General features: G+C 70.2%; 18 protein-coding genes and 1 tRNA gene. 10 read left to right on the top strand and 9 right to left on the bottom strand.

Annotation, left to right across the window (positions count from 1 at the left end; all coding sequences use genetic code 11):
- Positions 1 to 83: 83 nt before the first annotated feature.
- The gene (locus ACZ4AA_RS29885) at positions 84 to 950 is read right to left on the bottom strand and encodes a CoA transferase subunit A (protein WP_467609613.1); all 867 of its coding nucleotides are present in this window, start codon (positions 948 to 950) and stop codon (positions 84 to 86) included.
- On the bottom strand, positions 947 to 1,699 hold the full coding sequence (locus ACZ4AA_RS29880; RefSeq protein ID WP_467609611.1) for an enoyl-CoA hydratase family protein: 753 nt from the start codon (positions 1,697 to 1,699) through the stop codon (positions 947 to 949). The genes ACZ4AA_RS29885 and ACZ4AA_RS29880 overlap by 4 nt, the downstream gene beginning before the upstream one ends.
- A gap of 244 nt (positions 1,700 to 1,943) precedes the next feature.
- On the opposite strand from ACZ4AA_RS29880, the gene ACZ4AA_RS29875 reads away from it, so the two are divergent.
- Positions 1,944 to 2,819, top strand: a complete 876-nt coding sequence (locus tag ACZ4AA_RS29875; RefSeq protein ID WP_467609725.1) for an SDR family oxidoreductase — start codon at positions 1,944 to 1,946, stop codon at positions 2,817 to 2,819.
- A complete protein-coding gene (locus tag ACZ4AA_RS29870; protein WP_467609609.1) occupies positions 2,816 to 3,733 on the top strand; it encodes an SDR family oxidoreductase in 918 nt (305 codons plus the stop codon). The genes ACZ4AA_RS29875 and ACZ4AA_RS29870 overlap by 4 nt, the downstream gene beginning before the upstream one ends.
- 39 nt (positions 3,734 to 3,772) lie before the next feature.
- On the opposite strand, the gene ACZ4AA_RS29865 is transcribed toward ACZ4AA_RS29870, so the two are convergent.
- Positions 3,773 to 4,513, bottom strand: coding sequence for an ankyrin repeat domain-containing protein (locus ACZ4AA_RS29865; RefSeq protein WP_467609607.1), 741 nt, complete (start codon positions 4,511 to 4,513; stop codon positions 3,773 to 3,775).
- A 103-nt stretch (positions 4,514 to 4,616) separates the two neighbouring features.
- On the bottom strand, positions 4,617 to 5,510 hold the full coding sequence (locus ACZ4AA_RS29860) for a hypothetical protein (protein ID WP_467609605.1): 894 nt from the start codon (positions 5,508 to 5,510) through the stop codon (positions 4,617 to 4,619).
- A 213-nt stretch (positions 5,511 to 5,723) separates the two neighbouring features.
- On the opposite strand from ACZ4AA_RS29860, the gene ACZ4AA_RS29855 reads away from it, so the two are divergent.
- The 6 genes from ACZ4AA_RS29855 (at position 5,724) to ACZ4AA_RS29830 (ending at position 13,258) form a co-directional block, all read left to right on the top strand.
- Positions 5,724 to 6,506, top strand: a complete 783-nt coding sequence (locus ACZ4AA_RS29855) for a S1 family peptidase (RefSeq protein ID WP_467609603.1) — start codon at positions 5,724 to 5,726, stop codon at positions 6,504 to 6,506.
- A 130-nt stretch (positions 6,507 to 6,636) separates the two neighbouring features.
- The gene (locus ACZ4AA_RS29850; protein ID WP_467609601.1) at positions 6,637 to 7,104 is read left to right on the top strand and encodes a GNAT family N-acetyltransferase; all 468 of its coding nucleotides are present in this window, start codon (positions 6,637 to 6,639) and stop codon (positions 7,102 to 7,104) included.
- Positions 7,105 to 7,171: 67 nt separating this feature from the next.
- Positions 7,172 to 7,516 (top strand): chorismate mutase, encoded by a 345-nt coding sequence (locus ACZ4AA_RS29845; RefSeq protein WP_467609599.1) that lies wholly within the window; start codon positions 7,172 to 7,174, stop codon positions 7,514 to 7,516.
- A 206-nt stretch (positions 7,517 to 7,722) separates the two neighbouring features.
- On the top strand, positions 7,723 to 10,215 hold the full coding sequence (gene pepN, locus ACZ4AA_RS29840) for an aminopeptidase N (RefSeq protein ID WP_467609597.1): 2,493 nt from the start codon (positions 7,723 to 7,725) through the stop codon (positions 10,213 to 10,215).
- A gap of 209 nt (positions 10,216 to 10,424) precedes the next feature.
- Entirely contained in the window at positions 10,425 to 11,822 is a 1,398-nt protein-coding gene (locus ACZ4AA_RS29835; RefSeq protein ID WP_467609595.1) for a pyridoxal phosphate-dependent decarboxylase family protein, read from the top strand.
- Complete coding sequence (locus tag ACZ4AA_RS29830) at positions 11,819 to 13,258, top strand: lysine N(6)-hydroxylase/L-ornithine N(5)-oxygenase family protein (protein ID WP_467609593.1); 1,440 nt, start codon at positions 11,819 to 11,821, stop codon at positions 13,256 to 13,258. Before ACZ4AA_RS29835 ends, ACZ4AA_RS29830 begins: the two co-directional genes overlap by 4 nt.
- A gap of 149 nt (positions 13,259 to 13,407) precedes the next feature.
- Here the strand turns inward: ACZ4AA_RS29830 and ACZ4AA_RS29825 are convergent, their stop codons facing one another.
- Positions 13,408 to 15,213: a 5'-nucleotidase C-terminal domain-containing protein gene (locus ACZ4AA_RS29825; protein ID WP_467609723.1), complete on the bottom strand. Its 1,806-nt coding sequence runs from the start codon at positions 15,211 to 15,213 to the stop codon at positions 13,408 to 13,410.
- 367 nt (positions 15,214 to 15,580) lie between these two features.
- On the opposite strand from ACZ4AA_RS29825, the gene pyk reads away from it, so the two are divergent.
- Entirely contained in the window at positions 15,581 to 17,017 is a 1,437-nt protein-coding gene (gene pyk / locus ACZ4AA_RS29820) for a pyruvate kinase (RefSeq protein WP_467609591.1), read from the top strand.
- A 54-nt stretch (positions 17,018 to 17,071) separates the two neighbouring features.
- Here the strand turns inward: pyk and ACZ4AA_RS29815 are convergent, their stop codons facing one another.
- Together ACZ4AA_RS29815 and ACZ4AA_RS29810 are read right to left on the bottom strand one after the other, a co-directional pair.
- Positions 17,072 to 17,839 carry a transcriptional regulator gene (locus ACZ4AA_RS29815; protein ID WP_467609589.1) on the bottom strand — a complete coding sequence of 256 codons (768 nt, stop codon included), beginning with the start codon at positions 17,837 to 17,839 and terminating at the stop codon, positions 17,072 to 17,074.
- Positions 17,840 to 17,946: 107 nt separating this feature from the next.
- A tRNA-Leu gene (locus ACZ4AA_RS29810) sits at positions 17,947 to 18,019 on the bottom strand.
- A gap of 100 nt (positions 18,020 to 18,119) precedes the next feature.
- On the opposite strand from ACZ4AA_RS29810, the gene ACZ4AA_RS29805 reads away from it, so the two are divergent.
- The gene (locus ACZ4AA_RS29805) at positions 18,120 to 18,776 is read left to right on the top strand and encodes an ANTAR domain-containing response regulator (RefSeq protein WP_326788388.1); all 657 of its coding nucleotides are present in this window, start codon (positions 18,120 to 18,122) and stop codon (positions 18,774 to 18,776) included.
- A gap of 108 nt (positions 18,777 to 18,884) precedes the next feature.
- Here the strand turns inward: ACZ4AA_RS29805 and ACZ4AA_RS29800 are convergent, their stop codons facing one another.
- Entirely contained in the window at positions 18,885 to 19,601 is a 717-nt protein-coding gene (locus ACZ4AA_RS29800; RefSeq protein ID WP_328453590.1) for an ABC transporter ATP-binding protein, read from the bottom strand.
- A complete protein-coding gene (locus ACZ4AA_RS29795) occupies positions 19,598 to 20,626 on the bottom strand; it encodes an ABC transporter ATP-binding protein (RefSeq protein WP_467609587.1) in 1,029 nt (342 codons plus the stop codon). Before ACZ4AA_RS29795 ends, ACZ4AA_RS29800 begins: the two co-directional genes overlap by 4 nt.
- Positions 20,627 to 20,629: the final 3 nt, after the last annotated feature.

The following is a 20,629-nucleotide window of genomic DNA, read 5'->3' as shown; positions in this document are numbered from 1 at the left end:
CCCGTCTCCGTTCGCCGGTCCTTCCGCGTTCACCGCCCCGTCTCCGTTCACCGCCCCTGCTCCGGTCACCACTCCTTCCCCCTTCACCGGTCCCGCTCCTTCCGCCAGTCCCGCACGGCACTCTGATAGGCGTGTTCGCCGCCGCCGAGGAACCGCTCGGCGAACTCGGCGTACGGCGTGGTCGCGTACAGCTTCTGGAACGCCTCGTCCCGCCCGTAGTCCGGGACGCACGAGGTGAAGTGCGCGCCGTTCGGCGTCTCCACCACACCGGTCACGGAGGACCGCTGGAGCAGCAGCGTCTGGGGCGCCGCCTCCTTGGTCAGCTCCGCCGTGTCCACGATCCGCTCGCAGGAGACGTACGCCGTGTCCGCCGCCTCGCAGAACAGGTCGTCGAAGTACGGGTCGGGGCCCAGATACTGGCCGTTGCCCGCGCGGTCCGCCCGGTTCAGGTGGACCAGGGCCGCGTCCAGACGCAGCGCGGGCATCGCGACGAGCTCCTCCCGTATCCCCGAGACCGGGTCCGGATAGGGCGAAGTGACCGTCCGCAGCTCCGGGTTGACCCGCATCACGTCCGAACCGAGTCCCGCCCGCACCGGGAGGAACGGCAGCCGGTTCGCCGCCGCGTGCAGCCCCCACATGAACATCGCCTCGTCCACCTCCCTCAGCTCGAACGCCCCGCGTTCGCGGGCCGCGCGGTAGTGCGGTTCGAGCGGGACGGAGTCGAGCGTCGCGAAAGCGGTCACCAGCGTGCGGATACGGCCGGCGGCGGCCAGCAGCCCGACGTCCGGACCGCCGTACGACACCACGGTCAGATCGGTGATCTCGCTGCGGAGCAGCGCTCTCACCAGGGCCATCGGCTTGCGGCGCGAACCCCAGCCGCCGATGCCGAGGGTCATCCCGCTCTCCAGCCGGCCGACGACGTCCTGCGCCGACATGGTCTTGTCGCTCACCGGGGGGCCTCCTTGCCGAAGGTGTCACGGACGCGGGCCGCCACCCCCGCGAGACCGGCCTCGAACGTGAAGCCCTGCTCGAAGCGGTAGCTGCGGCGCACGTCGACGGGATCGATGCCGTTGATGGCCGCCTTGGCGAGCCGGAGGAGCTGCCCGTCCTTCGCGGCTATCTCGCGCGCCAGCTCCAGTGCCGCCGACCGCAGGTCCTCGCGCGGCACGACCCGCCACACCGAGCCATGGGCGTGCAGCTCGGCCGCCGTCGCCGTGCGCGAGGTGTAGTACAGGACGCGCATCAGATGCTGGGGGACGAGCCGGGCCAGATGCGTGGCCGCGCCGAGCGCCCCGCGGTCCAGCTCGGGCAGGCCGAAGACGGCGTCCTCGCTCGCCACGATCGCGTCCGCGTTCCCCGCCAGCCCGACGCCCCCTCCCAGGCAGAAGCCGTGCACCGCCGCCACGACGGGCACCTCGCACTCGTACACCGCGGCGAAGGCCTCGGCGCAGCCGCGGTTCGCCCCGATCAGCGCGCCATGACCGGTCCTGTCGCGTTGAAGCTCCTTGATGTCGACGCCCGCGTTGAACCCGCGTCCTTCCGCTCCGAGGACGACACAGCGGATGCCGGGATCGCCGCCCGCCGCGCGCACGGCGTCGGCGAGGTCGAACCAGCCCCGCACCGGCAGCGCGTTCACCGGCGGGAAGTCGACCGTGACGACGGAAATCCCCTTTTCCGGGGACGAGGTGGAGACACCCATGAGCGCATCAGCTACCTTTCCACCAAACGTTTGTTAGGTGTGATGCGAAGCTAGCAGCGATCGCGGCCGCGCGGGAGGCCCTGTGGACAACCCGGACACCACGAACCGGCCCAGCCCTTCGGGCCGCCCTGACCTCTCGGCCTACTCTGATCCCTCGGCCGGGTCCGGCCTCTCGGCCCACCCCGACCTCCCGGTCCGCCCTGATGGCTCGACTCGGCCCGAGCTCTCGCCCCGGCCCGACGCCGTGGACCTCGGCGGCCGGACCGTCGTCGTCACCGGCGGCACCCGGGGTGTCGGAGCGGGCATCGCCCGTGCCTTCGGGCGAGCCGGTGCGCACGTCGTGGTCTGCGCCCGCAGGCCTCCCGAAGTCCCCCTCGGCGAGGCCGACTTCGTCCCCGTCGACCTGCGCGACCCGGCCGCGGTCCGGGCCTTCTTCGACGCCCTGCCCCGCCTCGACGTCCTGGTCAACAACGCGGGCGGCGCCCCCTACCGACCCCTCGCCGAGGCGGACGCCGGGCGGCACGCACGGGTGATCGAGCTCAACCTCACCGCACCGCTCACCGCGTCGCTCGCGGCCTACGAGCACCTCAGACGCACCCGGGGCTCGATCGTGATGATCGGCAGCGTGAGCGGCTCCCGCCCCTCGCCCGGTTCCGCGGCCTACGGCGCGGCCAAGGCGGGGCTGGAGAACCTGGCCCGTTCGATGGCCGTCGAGTGGGCGCCGGAGATCCGGGTCAACACCCTGGTCGTCGGCATGGTCCGCACCGAACTGGCCCATCTGCACTACGGCGGGGAGGACGGAGTCGCCGCCGTCGCCCGCACCGTTCCGCTGGGCCGCCTCGCCCAGCCCTCGGACGTGGGCGCCGCCGCCGTCTTCCTCGCCTCCGAGGCCGCCGCGTACATCAGCGGCGCCTCCGTCCTCGTCCACGGAGGCGGCGAGCGGCCCGCCTTCCTCGACGCCGCCACCGCGAACAAGGACCACCGGGCGACCCCGGATCACGACCACCGGGCGACCCGGGATCAGGACCGCCGGGCCACCCCGGATCAGGACCCGCCGACCACCGCGAACCAGGACCGGCCCACCGGCGCCGGCGAGGACTCTCAGGGAGAGACACGATGAGCGCACGACCGCTGTGCGAGGGACGCGTCGTGATCGTCACGGGCGCGGGCCGCGGACTCGGCAGGGCGCACGCGCATGCGTACGCCGCCGAGGGCGCCCGGCTCGTGGTGAACGACCTCGGCGTCGGCCTCGACGGCACCCCCGCGGCGGACAGCCCGGCCCGGCGGGTGGCCGTGGAGATCCGCGCGGCGGGCGGCGAGGCGGTGGCCCACGGCGGCGACATCGCCACGACCGACGGCGCCGCCTCCCTCGTCCGTACCGCCCTGGAGACGTACGGGCGTCTCGACACCCTCGTCAACAACGCCGGGTTCCTGCGCGACCGGATGCTCGTCAACCTCGACGAGGGAGACTGGGACGCGGTGATGCGGGTCCATCTGAAGGGGCACTTCCTGCCGCTCAGACAGGCCGCGGCCCACTGGCGCGCGGAGGCGAAGGCGGGCCGCGCGCCCGACGCCAGGGTCGTCAACACCAGCAGCGGCGCCGGTCTGCTCGGGTCGGTCGGCCAGGGCAACTACAGCGCCGCCAAAGCCGGAATCGTCGGACTCACGCTGGTCGCGGCGGCCGAGCTCGAACGCTACGGCGTCCAGGTCAACGCCATCGCCCCGGCCGCCCGTACACGCATGACGGAGCGCGCCTTCGCCGACACCATGACGGCCCCCGCCGGCGGCTTCGACGCCATGGACCCCGGCAACGTCTCGCCGCTGGTCGTCTGGCTCGGATCGGCGGCCAGCGCCGGGGTCACCGGCCGTGTCTTCGAGAGTGAGGGCGGCCGGATCACGGTGATGGAGGGCTGGCGCCCGGGCCCGAGCGCCGACAAGGGGGCGCGATGGACCCCGACGGAGGCCGGGGCGACGGCCCGCGCACTCCTGGAGCGCGCCACGGCTCCGGGGACGGTGTACGGGGCGGGCTCCTGAAGCCCGGCGCGACCGTACCGCTCCTCGATCCTCCAGGAATCAGTGGCGCGTCGTGCTCGCCTTCAGCAGGGTGACGATCTCCGCGTGACCGCTGTGCAGGTCGTCACCCGCGAACGGCCGGCCCCGCTCGTCCAGGAGCTGCACCTCGACGAGGGTGCCCTCCGGCGACGCGTGCCGGTGGGTGACCGAGGCATGGCCGGGGCCGTGCGCGCGGGCCAGGGTCTCCCGGAGCTCGGTCTCCACACCCACGCCCAGCAGACGGCGGGCCTCCGCCAGTGCCTCGCCCCGCGCGCCCGCCCCGTGCGCGAGCAGAGCCCGTACACAGCCGGCCGACCCCCGGTGCGCGGCCGTCACCAGCGGGGGTTCGCCCGCGGGTCCCGGCCGGCCCGGGTCCGCGCCCGCCCCGAGCAGTGCCTCCGCGACGGCGGTGTGCCCCCGGCGCAGTGCCCAGGTCAGCGCGGTGAATCCGAACGCCTCCACCGTGTCCGGGTGCGCCCCCGCCGCGAGCAGAGCGACGACGACCTCCGTGTGACCCCCGCAGGCGGCGCCGCACAGGGGAGCGTCCGTGCCCAGGCTGAGCCGGTCGGGCTCGGCGCCGACGGCCAGCAGCAGCCGTACGACGCCGGGCCGGTCGCTCACCGCCGCCAGGTACAGCGCGCTCTGCCCGTCCTCGTCGACCGCCTCGGGGCTCACCCCCGCCCGCAGCAGCCGTACGACCGTGTCCTCGTCGCCCTCGTACACGGCGGGGAAGAGAAGCGCGGTCGGGTCGTTCGTGCTCATCCTTCGACCCTCGCTCGCCACCGACGCGCGAGGCAAAGGCTTCAGGGGTGTTCTGCCTCACCCGCCCCGCGCCCCGTGGGTCCTCTCCCGGGCCCCCTCCGCCCTAGGTGTCGCATTCCAGCACCGTGCGGCACAGCGCGCACCGCGCCCGTACCCGGCCCCGGACCGGTACCCGGATGCGCTGGTGGCAGGTCGGGCAGGGGAAGGAGACACGCAGCGGTCCGTGGCCGTCGGGCGCGAAGGCGTAGGCGACGCCGGAGTGGTCGGGCGTGCGATGGTCCTGGGCGTGACGGCGGTCGCGTGCGTAGCGGCGGCGGCCCGCCCAGCCCGCCGCGGTCAGCGGAGGCTGGCGCCCGTCACGCAGGGCCAGTTCCATGCCCTTGGTGTACGCGGTGTACGCCTGGGGGCTGGTGAACCACACGGAGGGGTCCTCGTCGAAGACCAGGGCGCGCTTGGCGAGGACGTAGCCGAACTCCTCGGGGGTCAGATAGCCGAGCTTCTGCGAGGACGCGCCGTCCTCGCGGTAGGCGTCGAGCAGGAGCCAGCCCGCTCCGAGGTAGGCCGCGGCCGTGTCGGTGAGGATCTCGGTGTCGCGCGTGCCGGGGAACGCGAGGTCCAGGCGGTGCAGATACACGTGCATCACCTCGTGGGCGAGCGCGGCGCCGATGTCCCTGCGATGGGTGCGGAAGCGGTCGTTGAGCTCGATGAAGTACTCGGGCCCCGCGGCGAGTTCGACATGCGCCGCGTGTGTCATCTCGCGGAAGCCGACGATCATCCGGGCGTCGGGGAGCCGATAGTGCCGCACCATCTCGCGGGCGACGCGCTGGGCCCCGAGATGCAGGTCGTCGGCGTCCGCGAAGGCCACGTCGGCGGGGACCACGCTGGCCGCGAAGGTGTGGATGGTGTCGTACGAGAGCCGCTTGTACAGCGCGGTGATCGATGCCCGCACCGTGTCCAGATGCGGGTAGCCGTGCTCGACGGGTCCGCCGTTCGCCACGCCCGCACCCCCAGAAGACGCCGGAACTCCTCTCCACTGTAAGCGGGGACCCGTGCCCGCTCGGGGGTCCTGGCCGGAACGCCGCTCTTGCCGGGTACGGCGGACGGTCCTCATAATCCCCACCAGCTTGGCAGGTGCATGCCTAAAGGTGCGAACCGGAAGGCGTTCTCCGTGCGCCCGCCCGGCGGACAACCCCCCACGAAAGGAAGCACGTTGACATCCTCCAGGAAGTACGGCGTCCTCAGAAGACTGCTCGCCGTCGGCGCGGTCGCGCTCGCGGCCGTGTCCCTCCAGCCCCTGTCCGCGCACGCCGCCCCCGCACCCGTCGTCGGCGGGACACGCGCCGCCCAGGGCGAGTTCCCCTTCATGGTCCGCCTCTCCATGGGCTGCGGCGGAGCCCTCTACACCAAGAGCATCGTCCTGACCGCCGCCCACTGCGTGAACGGCTCCGGCACCAACACCTCCATCACCGCCACCGCCGGCGTCGTCGACCTCCAGAGCGGCAGCGCCGTCAAGGTCAAGTCCACCAAGGTGCTCCAAGCCCCCGGCTACACCGGCAAGGGCAAGGACTGGGCCCTCATCAAACTCGCCCGGCCCATCGAACAGCCCACCCTGAAGATCGCCACCAACACCGCCTACAACAACGGCGACTTCACCATTGCCGGCTGGGGCGCCGCCCGCGAAGGCGGCGGACAGCAGCGCTACCTCCTCAAGGCCACCGTCCCCTTCGTCGACGACGCCACCTGCGGGCAGGCGTACGGCAGCGACCTCGTCCCCAGCGACGAGATCTGCGCCGGATTCGTCGCCCAGGGCGGCGTCGACACCTGTCAGGGCGACTCCGGCGGACCCATGTTCCGCAAGGACGACACCGGCGCCTACCTCCAGGTCGGCATCGTCAGCTGGGGCCAGGGCTGCGCCGAGCCCGGATACCCCGGCGTGTACAGCGAGGTCTCGACCTTCGCCGCCGACATAGCCAGAGCCGCCGCCGGCCTCTGACCCCACCGGTACGGGAGCACCCGCGTCACCGAACGAAGGGCGCCCGCGATCCAGGTCGCGGGCGCTCGCCGCACGCGGGGACGGGAAAACGGCTTCGGCGTCCACGGCCTCCGTTGGCATACTCGCCCCCATGACCAGCCCCCACCCCCACCCCCACCCCCGGCCCGTCACCGCCTCCCTGCTGATCGGCGCCAAGGACGACGCCCTGCACCAGCGGCTCGACGACGAACTCACCGCCTTCAACGCACGCGCGACCGGTGCCGGCGACCCCGAACCCGTCTCGGTCAAGGTCACCGACGCCGACGGAGAACTCGTCGGCGGCCTCACCGCCTGGGTGTGGGGCAGCTGCTGCGCGGTCGACATGCTCTGGGTACGGGCCGACCAGCGCCACGCGGGCTGGGGCGGAAAGCTCCTGCGCGCGGCCGAGGAGGAGAGCGTCCGGCGCGGCTGCACCGAGATGATCGTCTCCTCGTTCACCTTCCAGGCCCCCGACTTCTACCGGGGGCACGGCTACCGCGAGACCGGCCGCACCGACGGCATCCCCGGCGGACACCAGGACGTGCACTTCCACAAGGTGCTCACCGGGTCGCACCCGTAGCGGCCCACCCGACCAGGTCCCGGACACCGATGATCGAGCCCCCGTGATCCACGTAGGGTTGGATGTCATGACCACCAGCAAGCCCCAGGAAGCCGGCCCCGACGTCAGGGCGGAGCTCGCCCGGCTGCGCGACAGCATCGACAACATCGACGCCGCCGTCGTCCACATGCTCGCCGAACGCTTCAAATGCACCCAGCAGGTCGGCCACCTCAAGGCCGCCCACCACCTGCCGCCCGCGGACCCCTCCCGCGAGGCCCACCAGATCGCCCGGCTGCGCAGCCTCGCCGAGAACGCCAAACTCGACCCGGCCTTCGCCGAGAAGCTGCTCAACTTCATCATCGCCGAGGTCATCCGCCACCACGAACGCATCGCGGACGACGCGGGCGGCGGGACGACCGACCCGCACGAGTGACGGCGGCGGGCCGCCCCCGCCCCGCCCACTTCGGCCGTCCCCGGTCTCCGGCCACCCCTGCCCTCCCCAGTCCCTCGGCCGCCCTTGGCCCCGGTCTCCCACGGTCCTGGTCGCACACCCGGCCGCAGAGGGTGACCGGGCGACGGCAAAGCGCACATAGTGGACCACCCCTGTGTCCCGACCTCAGCATCGGGCAGCATGGCCTCATGTCCGTACTGACGCGCGACGAAGCGCAGACCCGTGCCCAGCTCCTCGACGTCCACCACTACGGAATCGAGCTCGACCTGACCGGAGGGGACGAGACCTTCGACTCCCTGACCGTCATCCGGTTCACCGCCCGTGCCGAGGCGGACACCTTCGTCGAGCTGAAGCCCGCCGAACTGCGCTCCGTCACCCTCGACGGCCGGACCCTCGACCCGGAGACCCTGGACGAGAACCGGCTGCCCCTGAAGGGACTCACCGCCGGCGAGCACGAACTGCGCGTCGACGCCTCCATGCGCTACTCCCGCACCGGGGAGGGCATGCACCGCTTCACCGACCCCACCGACGGCGAGACCTACCTCTACACCCAGCTGTTCATGGAAGACGTCCAGCGCGTCTTCGCCGCCTTCGACCAGCCCGACCTCAAGTCCGTCTTCGAGCTCTCCATCACCGCCCCCGAAGGCTGGACCGTCCTCGCCAACGGTGTCACCGAACACCTCGGAGACGGCCACTGGAAGGCCGCCCCCACCCCCCTGATCTCGACCTATCTCGTCGCCGTCGCCGCCGGACCCTGGCACTCCGTACGCACCGAGCACGGCGGCCTGCCCTTCGGCCTCCACTGCCGTCGCTCCCTCGCCCCCTACCTCGACGCCGACGCCGACGAGATCCTCGACATCACCCGCGCCTGCTACGACCGCTACCACGAGAAGTTCGACGAGCCCTACCCCTTCGACTCCTACGACCAGGCGTTCGTCCCCGAATTCAACGCCGGCGCCATGGAGAACCCCGGACTCGTCACCTTCCGCGACGAGTTCATCTACCGCTCCGCCGTCACCGACACCGAGCGCCAGACCCGCGCCATGGTCATCGCCCACGAGATGGCCCACATGTGGTTCGGCGACCTCGTCACCCTGCGCTGGTGGGACGACATCTGGCTCAACGAGTCCTTCGCCGAGTACATGGGCTACCAGACCCTCACCGAAGCCACCCGCTTCACCGACACCTGGGTCGACTTCGGCGTCGCCCGCAAGTCCTGGGGCTACGACGCCGACCAGCGCCCCTCCACCCACCCCGTCGCCCCCGACCCGGACGCCGTCCCCGACACCGCGTCCGCCATGCTCAACTTCGACGGCATCTCCTACGCCAAGGGCGCCTCCGCCCTGCGCCAGCTCGTCACCTGGCTCGGCGAGAAGGACTTCCTCGCGGGCATCAACACCCATTTCGCCCGCCACAAGTTCGCCAACGCCACCCTCGCCGACTTCATCGACAACCTCGCCTCCGCCACCGAACGCGACGTGCACGCCTGGGCCGAGGCCTGGCTGCGCACCACCGGCGTCGACACCATCGAGCCCGGGATCACCGAGTCCGACGGCCAGTGGCAGCTCACCGTCGGCCACCGGGGCAGCCGCCCCCACCGCATCGCCGTCGGCGCCTACGACACCGTCCCCGGCGAGGAGACCCGGCTCACCCTGCGCGAACGCTTCGAACTCGACGTCCCCCAGGGCGACTCGACCGCCCTCAGGTCCGGCCGGCGCCCCGACCTGATCCTGCTCAACGACGGCGACCTCACCTACGCCAAGGTCCGCTTCGACGCCAAGTCCTTCCAGACCGTACGAGCCTCCCTCTCCGGCCTCCCCGACCCCCTCACCCGGGCGGTCGTCTGGAACGCCCTGCGCGACGCCGTCCGCGACGGCGAACTTCCCCCCATGGCCTACATCGAGGCCGCCCGCACCCACCTGCCCCACGAGACCGACCTCGCGCTCGTCCAGGGCGTGCTGACCTTCGCCGCCCTCCACGTCGCCGATCGGTACCTCCTCCCCGAACAGCGGCCCACCGCCCTCGCCACCCTCACCGACCTGTGCCGCGACCTCATCCGCCGCACCGAGGACGGCTCCCACCCCGGCTTGCGCCTGACCGCCGTACGCCACCTCATCGACGTCTCCGTCCACCCCGACACCATCAGCGCCTGGTTCTCCGAGGGCACCGTCCCCGGCGGCCCCGAACTCGACCCCGAACTGCGCTGGCGCATCCTCGGCCGGCTCAGCGTCCTCGGCGCCGTCGACGACGCCGTGATCGAGGCCGAACTCGTCCAGGACCCCAGCGCCACCGGCCAGGAAGGTGCCGCCCGCTGCCGCGCCGCCCTGCCCGACCCGCAGGCCAAACGCGCCGCCTGGGACGCGATGTTCGCCGGCGACGACCTCTCCAACTACCTGTTCACCGCCACCGCCCAGGGCTTCTGGCAGCCCGAACAGGCCCACCTCCTCGACGAGTACGTCGAGCGCTACTGGGCCGACGCCGTGGCCGTCGCCGAGCGGCGCGGCCCCGCCATGGCCGAAGCCGCCGGCCGCTGGGCCTTCCCCGCCGGCCTCGTCACCCCCGAGACCCTCGCCCTCGGCGAGAACTGCCTGCGCGACGCCGACCCCATCCCGGCCCTGCGCCGCAAGCTCACCGACCAACTCGACGACCTCGCCCGAGCACTGCGGGTGCGGCAGGCCTAGCCACCCCCGGCACCAGACACCTGACGCGAACCCGGACGCCGGACAGCTGCCCCAGCAGCGGTCCGGCGTCCTGCGTGTCCGGTACCGCTCACACAAATCCTCCGTACGGCAGTACCCCCGCCGGGGCCGAATCGTTGTCCTTGGCGGGCGCACCTGCCCAAAAACACACACGCCGGGAAGGACCCGCCGCACAGCCACCGGAGGACACCATGAGCACGCCGCCCCTAGCCTCAGGCCCCCAAGGCCCCGACGCACTGCGGCCGTTGCTCGACACCGTCCTGGGCGCCCTCGCCGAAGGCGCCGCGGCCCGCGGCGGGCCCCTCCCCGCCGGAGGCCCCCCACACGTCGCCCAACGCCTGCGTACGGCCCTCGGTGACCCCCTGCCCCAGCACGGCAGCCCCGACGCCCTGCACACCCTCGTCCGCGCCCTCGCCGAAGGCGCCGCCGACCCCGCCGACCCCCTGTGCGCGGCGCACCTGCACTGCCCGCCCCTGGCCGTCGCCACCGCCGCCGACCTCGCCGCCTCCGCCCTCAACCCCTCCCTCGACTCCTGGGACCAGGCCCCCGCCGCCTCCGAACTCGAAGCACTCGTCGCCCAGGCACTCGCCCACCAGGTCTACGGCAGCCCGGACCCCTCGGGCACCCAGGCCCCGTCACACCCCCGAGGCGACGCCCTCATCACCACCGGCGGCACCGAATCCAACCAACTCGCCCTTCTCCTCGCCCGCGAGAAACACCACGGCGTCCAACTCGTCTGCGGAGCCAACGCCCACCACTCCCTCCACCGCGCCACCTGGCTCCTCGGCCTCCCCGAACCCGTCGTCATCCCCGCACCCGCCGGCACCCTCGACCCCGCCGCCCTCGACAGCGCCCTCACCGAGCTCCCCGGCCCCCTCCTCGTCGCCGCCACCGCCGGCACCACCGACGCCGGACTCATCGACCCGCTGCCCGACATCGCCGACCTCTGCGCCACCCACGGCGCCCGCCTCCACATCGACGCCGCCTACGGCGGAGGCCTCCTCTTCAGCGACCGGCACCGCACCAAACTCGACGGCCTCGCCCACGCCGACACCGTCACCCTCGACCTCCACAAACTCGGCTGGCAACCCGTCGCCGCCGGACTCCTCGCCGTCCGCGACCCCACCGACCTCACCCCCCTCGCCCACCGGGCCGACTACCTCAACGCCGACGACGACACCGAAGCCGGCCACCCCGACCTCCTCGGCCGCTCCCTGCGCACCACCCGCCGCCCCGACATCCTCAAGATCGCCGTCACCCTCAAGACCCTCGGACGCCACGGCATCGGCCACCTCGTCGACCAGGTCTGCGCCCACGCCCAGGAACTCGCCGACCTCACCGCCGCCCACCCCGGCTTCGAGCTCTACGACCACCCCGTCATCAGCACCGTCCTCTTCCGGCCCCACGACGCCAACGACGACACCGTCGCCGCCGTACGCCGCACCCTCCTCGACCAAGGCCGCGCCGTCCTCGGCCGCGCCACCCTCGACGGCCGCCGCTGGCTCAAAGCCACCCTCCTCAACCCCCACACCACGCCCGGCGACCTGGCCACGCTCCTGAAACTGGTGGAAGGACACACCCCCCGATGAGAGCGACACCCCACCCCCTGCCCCCCACCGCCGAAACACCGCGCGACCTCGTCGGCATCGGCATCGGCCCCTTCAACCTCTCCCTCGCCGCCCTCGCCCACCCCCTCACCGAACTCGACACCGTCTTCTACGAACAACGCCCCGGCTTCGACTGGCACCCCGGCCTCCTCATCGACGGCGCCACCCTCCAGGTCCCCTTCCTCGCCGACCTGGTCACCCTCGCCCACCCCACCAGCCCCTGGTCCTTCCTCAACTACCTCAAGGACCGCGACCGCCTCTTCCCCTTCTACTTCGCCGAGCGCTTCCACATCCAGCGCGCCGAGTACGACGCCTACTGCCGCTGGGTCGCCGACAACCTCCCCGGACTCCGCTTCGCCCACCAGGTCGACGCCGTCCGCTGGAACCCCGAACGCGACCTTTTCGAAGTCGACTTCACCCGACTCGACACCGACGGCCAGGCCCAGGCCCTCGGCCGCACCTACACCCGCAACATCGTCCTCGGCGTCGGCACCGCACCCCACATCCCCGAACCCCTCAAACCACTCGTCGACGCCCCCGACGCCCCCGTCATCCACGCCGCCGACTACCTCAAACACCGCGACCGGTTCCTCACCGCCGACCACATCACCGTCATCGGCGCCGGCCAGTCAGGAGCCGAAGTCTTCCTCGACCTCCTGCGCAACCGCCCCACCGGAAACGAACGGATCCACTGGCTCGCTCGCACCGAGGCCTTCGCACCCATGGAGTACTCCAAACTCGGCCTCGAACACTTCACCCCCGACTACACCCGCTACTTCCACGCCCTCACCGAACCCGTCCGCGACCGCCTCCTCGCCGCCCAGTGGCAACTCCACAAAGGCATCGACGCCGACACCATCGCCGCCATCCACGACGAGCTCTACCGCCGCACCCTGCACGGCGGCTGGCCCGACGCCGTCCTCACCCCCGCCGTCACCGTCCGCACCGCCGGCCGCATCGCCACCACCAAGATCGAGCTCCACCTCGAACACGTCCAGCAAGGCACCCGCTCCCGCCTCACCACCAACGCCGTCGTCCTCGCCACCGGCTACCGCGAACGCCCCATCGCCCCCCTCCTCGCCGGACTCGACCCCTACCTCCGCCGCGACAACGCCGAACGCCCCGACATCGACGACCAGTTCCGCCTCGTCCTCGACCCCAGCGTCACCGGCCGCGTCTACGTCCAGAACGCCGAACTCCACACCCACGGCGTCGGCACCCCCGATCTCGGCCTCGCCGCCTGGCGCAGCGCCACCATCCTCAACTCCCTCACCGGCAAAGACCCCTACCCCCTCCCAGGCCGCACCGCCTTCACCACCTTCGGCCTCGAACACACCCCCCGCGTCCCCGCCGCCCGCACAGAACCCAGAACCCTCACCCCCCTCATCCCTCTCATCCCCCTCGTCGAAGGACGATGAGCACCACCCCCACATCCCTTCATCGGACCAGCCCCACCGATCGGTTCACACAACGGCAGGGAATCTCCGAACGCCTCGCACACCCGCACAAGACGAACGGCGCCGACGCGAGAACCGCGCCGACGCCGCCCAGCTGAACCACCCTCGCCCTAGAACACGGGCACACCCTCACGCGTCAGCTTCCAGTCCACCGACGCGAACTCCTTCGGGTCCAGCACACCCTTCGCCGTGACCCACTCAGCGATCCGCGTGCGGATCTCCGTCGACTCCGACCACACCTCGGTCGCCGAAGCGACATGCGGGAACGCACCGCCACCATTGGCGCGATAGTTGTTCACCGCCAGCACGAACTGCTGACCGTCGTCCAACGGCGCACCGTCGTACGACAGGTTCTTGATCCGCGAACCCTCGGCCTGCGCGATGTCGATGTCGTAGCGAAGACCCGACACATAGTCGTAGTTGTAATCCGGCCGATTGCCGGCGTTCGTCAGCTTCTCCGGGTCGACCACCGCACCCACCGGCGTCCGCACGAAATAGTTCGCCGAGTACTCCAGGTACGCACGCACCTGCGCACCCGTCAGCACCTTCGCCACCAGCGTGTTGTCGTACACGTACAGACTCGACAGATCCCGGATCGTCACCTCGCCCGCCGGTATCTCCGACGTCCGCGAGAACGGCGACGCCTGCGCGATCACCGGCAACGACGCGTACTGCGTCCCCACCAGCGCCGCCCGCACCACGTCCTCCTGCACCCGCGTGATCAGATCGATGATCGGAGCGTCCTCGTACCGCGCCTCCACCGTCGTCAACGTCTCCGTCGCCCGGCCGACCACCTGGTTGACGTACGCCACCACGACCTCGTGCTCGTCCTTCAGCAGCCGCGTGATCCTCGGATCGTCCGCCACCGTGTTCGCGTTCCGCACCGAAGCCGCCACCGACTCGACGTGCCAACGCCCCTTCTCGAAGACGAGACCGAACTCGAACACCGACAGCCGCTCCGCGAACGCCAGCGGCTCCGACAACACCACCGTCTTACCGGTCGCGGTGTTGGTGACCTTCAGCTCCGGTATCTCCAGATGCGCGTGACCCACCAGGATCGCGTCGATCCCCGGTACCTGCTGAGCCAAGAAAGCCGCCGCGTTCTCCGTGTACGGCACCTGATCACCGTACGACGACGTCCCCGACGCACCCGAATGAGCCGACACCACGACCACGTCCGCGCCCATCGACCGCAGCTTCGGCACCCACTTCGCCGCCTGCTCCTCAAGACCCGGGAACGTCAACTTCCCCTGTACGTAAGCCTTGTCCCAGATCGCGATCCCCGGATTCGTCAGCCCCAGCACCGCCACCCGCACCGGCGGCGCACCATGAACACGGAAATCCTTCATGAAATACGGAGGGAACGCCGGCTTCAACGTCTTCGCGTCCAGCGCGTTCGCGCCCAGCAACGGGAAACGGCACTGCGACTCGAACTTCCGCAGCGTCTCTATCCCGTAGTTGAACTCGTGATTCCCCAGCGCCACCGCGTCGTACCCGATCGCGTTCATCGCCTGCGCCATCGGATGCACCGGACCACCCTTGGCGGTGATCGGATCCACCTTCGCGTAGTAGTACGTCAACGGAGTGCCCTGGATCGTGTCACCCGCGTCCAGGAGCAGCGTGTTGCACCGCCCCTTCTCCGCACGGATCTCGTTCACCAGCGTCGAGACCCGCGCCAGACCCTGAGCGTTGCCCGCCTTGTCCGCGTACTCCGCGTCCTTGAAGTAGTCCCAGTTGAAGACATGACCATGAAGGTCGGTCGTCCCCATGACCGTCAGCTCGTACCGCTTCACCGGCCGGCCCCCCTTCGCCCCCTCCGCGGCCTGTGCCACCGGAGCCACGCCCACACCCGCGAGCGCCACCCCAGCACCTGTCACGGCGGACTCTTTCAGAAACTTCCGGCGATTCAACGGCATCTCTCGAACTCCTCGGGAAAAGGTCAACGACGCGCGTAGATTCTGGCCCAACACCCGCCCCCGCAAAAGACCCTGGAGGTTTCCATCCGATGGCCGCACGACACCGGGGATCCACCACGGCTCCAGCGCCACCTGACAGCATCACGGAACGTCACCGCAAGACTCTCCCGCGCACCCACCCCACGGTCCGACGCACACTGGACGGACACGGGTACGAAAAAGCGCCGAGCCCACCGAGAGCAATCCTCTGCTCATCGGAGCGGCACGGCGCACAATTCAACAGTTGTCAATAACCCTTCACGCAAAGGTTGTTGAGTAGTCATGCGCGACCAATTCTCTACCGACCGGTAAGGCCTAGGGTCGAATCATGCGCCGAGCAAAAATCGTCTGCACACTGGGCCCCGCCACCGACACATACGACCAGATCAAAGCCCTGGTCGAAGCCGGAATGGACGTAGCCCGCTTCAACCTCAGCCACGGCACCCACGCCGACCACGAAGAGCGCTACCGGCACGTCCGGAAAGCCTCCGACGAAACCGGCCGCAGCGTCGGAATCCTCGGCGACCTTCAAGGCCCGAAGATCCGCCTCGGCCGCTTCACCGAAGGACCCGTACTCCTTGAACGCGGAGACACCTTCACCATCACCGTCGAAGCAGGCGCCCAGGGAGACCGCGAATCCTGCGGCACCACCTACGACGGACTCGCATCCGACGTCACTCCCGGTGAACGCATCCTCGTCGACGACGGCAAGGTCTGCCTCGAAGTCACCCGCGTCGACGGCCCCCGCGTCCACACCACCGTCGTCGAAGGCGGCATGGTCTCCGACCACAAAGGCCTCAACCTCCCCGGCGTCGCCGTCTCCGTCCCCGCCCTCTCCGACAAGGACGAGGACGACCTTCGCTGGGCCCTGCGCACCGGCTTCGACGTCATCGCCCTCTCCTTCGTCCGCAGCGGCAAGGACATCCAGGACGTCCACCGCATCATGGACGAAGAGGGCCGCCGCCTCCCCGTCATCGCCAAGGTCGAGAAGCCCCAGGCCGTCGACAACATCGACGACATCGTCGCCGCCTTCGACGGCATCATGGTCGCCCGCGGTGACCTCGGCGTCGAAATGCCGCTCGAACAGGTCCCCATCGTCCAGAAGCGCGCCGTCAAACTCGCCAAACGCAACGCCAAACCGGTCATCGTCGCCACCCAGATGCTCGACTCGATGATCGACAACTCCCGCCCCACCCGCGCCGAAGCCTCCGACGTCGCCAACGCCGTCATCGACGGCACCGACGCCGTCATGCTCTCCGGCGAGACCAGCGTCGGCAAATACCCCATCGAGACGGTCAGAACCATGTCCCGGATCGTCGAAGCGGCGGAAGAGGACATGCTCGCCAAGGGCCTCCCGCCCCTCACCGACCGCAACAAACCCCGCACCCAGGGCGGCGCCGTCGCCCGAGCCGCCGCCGAAATGGGCGACTTCCTCGGCGCCAAATTCCTCGTCGCGTTCACCGAGTCCGGCGACACCGTCCGCCGCCTCTCCCGCTACCGCTCACCCATCCCCCTCCTCGCCTTCACCCCCACCCCCGCCACGCGCTCCCAGCTCAACCTCACCTGGGGCGTCGAAACCTTCCTCGGCCCCCACGTCGACTCCACCGACGCCATGGTCGACCAGGTCGACGAACTCCTCCTCAAGTACGGCCGCTGCGCCAAGGGCGACATCGTCGTGATCACCGCCGGCTCCCCGCCCGGAGTCTCCGGCTCCACGAACCTCGTCCGGGTCCACCACGTCGGCGAGGACGACAGCCCCAAGTAGCCGCACCACGCCCGAGGGCCCCTGCCGGACCGGCGACGTCCACCCGACCGCCGGTCAGTACTTGGGGCCCACATGGGCGTCCATGAGGGCGACCGATGCCCTCTTGGCGATCGAGATGTTGTACGGGTTCCCGTGGCGGGTGCAGGGGGTCCAGTCGACGCCGAGCCCGTCCAGGGTGTCAGTGAACAGCTGCCGGATGTCGTCGGAGACGTTGGTGAAGAAGTACCGGGGGTACTCGTAGCGCTTGCGTTCCCCGGCGACGACGCGGGTCGTCCAGTTGGTGATACGGCAGCCGTCGGAGTGGATGAGCCCCCGCACGAACTCCCAGGCGTGAGCGTCGACGATCTCGCGCTGCCAGGGTTCGAGCGCGATCAGGCGCTCGTGCTTCTTGCCGGGGCCGTGCTGGGGAAAGAAGCAGGGCCAGTGCTTGCTGAAGGATTTCACGTCGACGCACCCTGCTCTCTGAGTGCGCTTGACGCTTGGGTCGGGAAGGACTCTGCGCATTGCTTCTTCGGCGGCATCGATGAGGCCGGGCCAGGAAGCGGTGCAGCTGACCATCAGGTAGTGCGGTCGCGGCTTGGAGATGATGTAGCCATCCCCTAGGTAGAGGCCGAGCAAGTAGGCATACGCCTCAAGGTCCTCGGGAATGCGGGGGGTCTCCTGGCAACGGATACAGGGGAGGGTTTGGTGCAGCGGCTCCAATCTGCGCTGCCAGCAGGTGATCGCGTGACGGGAGACGCGCATCTCCTTGCTCACCGGGTTCCGGCTGCGCCCCTGCGAGACGAGCATCAGTGCTCGCTTGCGTTTGCCCATGTCGTACATGTGGCCACTCTGCGTAAACGGCGGCGGTGACACGCAGCAAAAAAGCGGATGTTCACCAGAACGGGAACATCCGCTTTCGTGAATCAACCTTGGCATCCAAGGAAAAGTACCCCGAGTCGGATTCGAACCGACGCTATATGGGTTTTGAATCCATTGCCTCTACCGCTGGGCTACCGGGGCCCCTTCGAAACGAAGGTCAGCGGTCACCCGCCGTGTTCCCACCTTACCGCAGCTAGGTAGGCTCTTGGGAGCAGTACCCCGCCCGCAACAAGGAGCCCCCGTGACCGCCCCCGAGTCGCCCCAGCCCGTAGACGCGCCCGACGACGACAAGTCGCACGTGCCTCCGCTGACGACCCGTGTCGTCATCGCCGAGGACGAGGCGCTGATCCGTCTCGACCTCAAAGAGATGCTCGAAGAAGAGGGCTACACCGTAGTAGGCGAGGCCGGTGACGGTGAGCAGGCCGTGGAGCTGGCCCGGGAGCACAAGCCCGACCTCGTGATCCTCGACGTGAAGATGCCGAAGCTGGACGGCATCTCGGCGGCGGAGAAGATCGCCGAGGAGTCGATCGCCCCGGTGCTGATGCTGACCGCGTTCTCGCAGCGCGACCTCGTCGAGCGCGCGCGTGACGCGGGCGCGATGGCGTACCTGGTGAAGCCGTTCAGCAAGAGCGACGTGGTGCCGGCGATCGAGATGGCGGTGTCCCGGTTCGCGGAGCTGAAGGCGCTGGAGGGTGAGATCGCGGATCTCACGCAGCGTCTGGAGACGCGGAAGCTGGTGGACCGCGCGAAGTCGGTTCTCCAGACGGAGTACGGCCTGACGGAGCCGGCGGCGTTCCGGTGGATCCAGAAGACGTCGATGGACCGCCGTATGTCGATGCAGCAGGTGGCGGAGGCGGTCATCGAGGACGCCGAGGAGAAGAAGGCGGCGAAGGGCTAGCCCCGGTCGGCGAAAGGTCTGCCCTGGTCGGCAGCCCCCCACGAACGAGGAAGGCCCGCACCCCTGACGGAGGTGCGGGCCTTTTCGTACGACCGGGGTCGCGCGGTGTCAGTCCTCGCCGAGGTAGGCCTTGCGGACGGACTCGTCGTGGAGGAGGTCCTGGCCGGTGCCGGAGAGGACGATGCTGCCGACCTCCATGACGTGGGCCTGGTCGGCCAGCGAGAGCGCCGCCTGGGCGTTCTGCTCGACTAGCAGGATGGTGGTGCCGGACGCCTTGAGCTCGGCGATGGTGGCGAGGATCTTCTGCATCATGATCGGCGAGAGGCCCATGGAGGGTTCGTCGAGCATGAGCAGCTTGGGCTGGGACATGAGGGCGCGGCCCATGGCGAGCATCTGCTGTTCGCCGCCCGAGAGGGTGCCTGCGGCCTGCTTACGGCGTTCTCCCAGGATGGGGAAGAGGTCGTAGGCGCGCTGGATGTCCTTCTCGATGCCCGCCTTGTCGCTGCGGAGGAAGGCTCCGAGCTGGAGGTTCTCCGCGATGGAGAGGCGGGGGAAGATGTGCCGGCCTTCGGGGGAGTGGGCGAGTCCGAGGGCGACGATCTTGTGGGCGGGGACGTTGGCCAGGGGCTGGCCGTCGAAGAGGATGCGGCCTCCGCTGGGCTTGAGGAGCCCGGAGAGGGTGCGCAGGGTCGTCGTCTTGCCGGCGCCGTTGGTGCCGATGAGGGTGACGATCTGGCCGGCTTCGACGGTGAAGGAGATGCCCTTGACGGCTTCGATCTTGCCGTAGGCGACCTTGAGGTCTTCGACCTCGAGCAGTGCGGTCACTGGGCGGTTCCTTCCTTGGTGGTGCTGCCCTGCGCGTCGGAGTCGTCGGACGCGGTGGGTGCGCCGGATTCGTCGGACGGGGTGGCGTCCTCGGGTGCCTCGGAGGCCTCGGGGGCTTCGTCGGGGTCCGTGGTGTCCTCGGGTGCCGGGGTCGTCTCGGCTTCCTCGGTGTCCGTCGCGGTGTCCGTCGCGGTCACGGCTTCGGCGGCCTCGACCTCGGCGAGTTCCTCGTCGCCCGGGGCGCCCTCGAAGGGGGTGCCGAGGTAGGCGGCGATGACGCGTTCGTCGCCCTGGACGACCTCGGAGGTGCCCTCGACGAGCTTCTCGCCCTGGACGAGGCAGGCCACGCGGTCGGACAGGTTGAAGATGAAGCGCATGTCGTGCTCGATGACGAGGACGGCGATGCCGCGGTCGCGGATGGCGAAGACGAGTTCTTCGGTCGCGCGGGTTTCCTGGGGGTTCATGCCGGCGGTGGGCTCGTCCAGGAGGAGCAGGCCCGGCTCGCTCGCCATGGCGCGCGCGATCTCCAGCTTGCGCTGTTCGCCGTAGGGGAGGTTGCGGGAGAGGTGGTCGGCCTTGTGGGCGAGGCCGATGAACTCCAGCAGTTCCATGGCGCGTTCGCGGGAGGCGGCCTCCGCCTTGCGGAAGCCGGGGCCGCGCAGGATGGCCGACCAGAGGCCTTCCTTGGTGCGGGTGTGGCGTCCGACGAGCACGTTCTCCAGGACGGTCATGTTGGCGAAGAGCCGGATGTTCTGGAAGGTGCGGGCGATGCCTGCGCTGGTGACGAGGTGCGGCTTGGGGGGCAGCACCGTGCCCTTGTAGGCGACTTTGCCCTCGGTGGGGACGTAGAGGCCGGTGAGGCAGTTGAAGAAGGTGGTCTTGCCCGCGCCGTTGGGGCCGATGAGGCCGACGATCTCTCCGGCGTTGACGGTGAGATCGACGTTCCGGACGGCGGTGAGGCCGCCGAAGCGCATGGTGACGCCGGTGGCTTCGAGGACGGGGCTGGGGGCTGTGGTGGTGGTCATGGT

The sequence above is a fragment of the Streptomyces sp. NPDC024698 genome (genome assembly GCF_055559015.1).
Note: the sequence above shows the minus strand (reverse complement) of the source record. Positions and strands in the feature narration are given on the sequence as shown.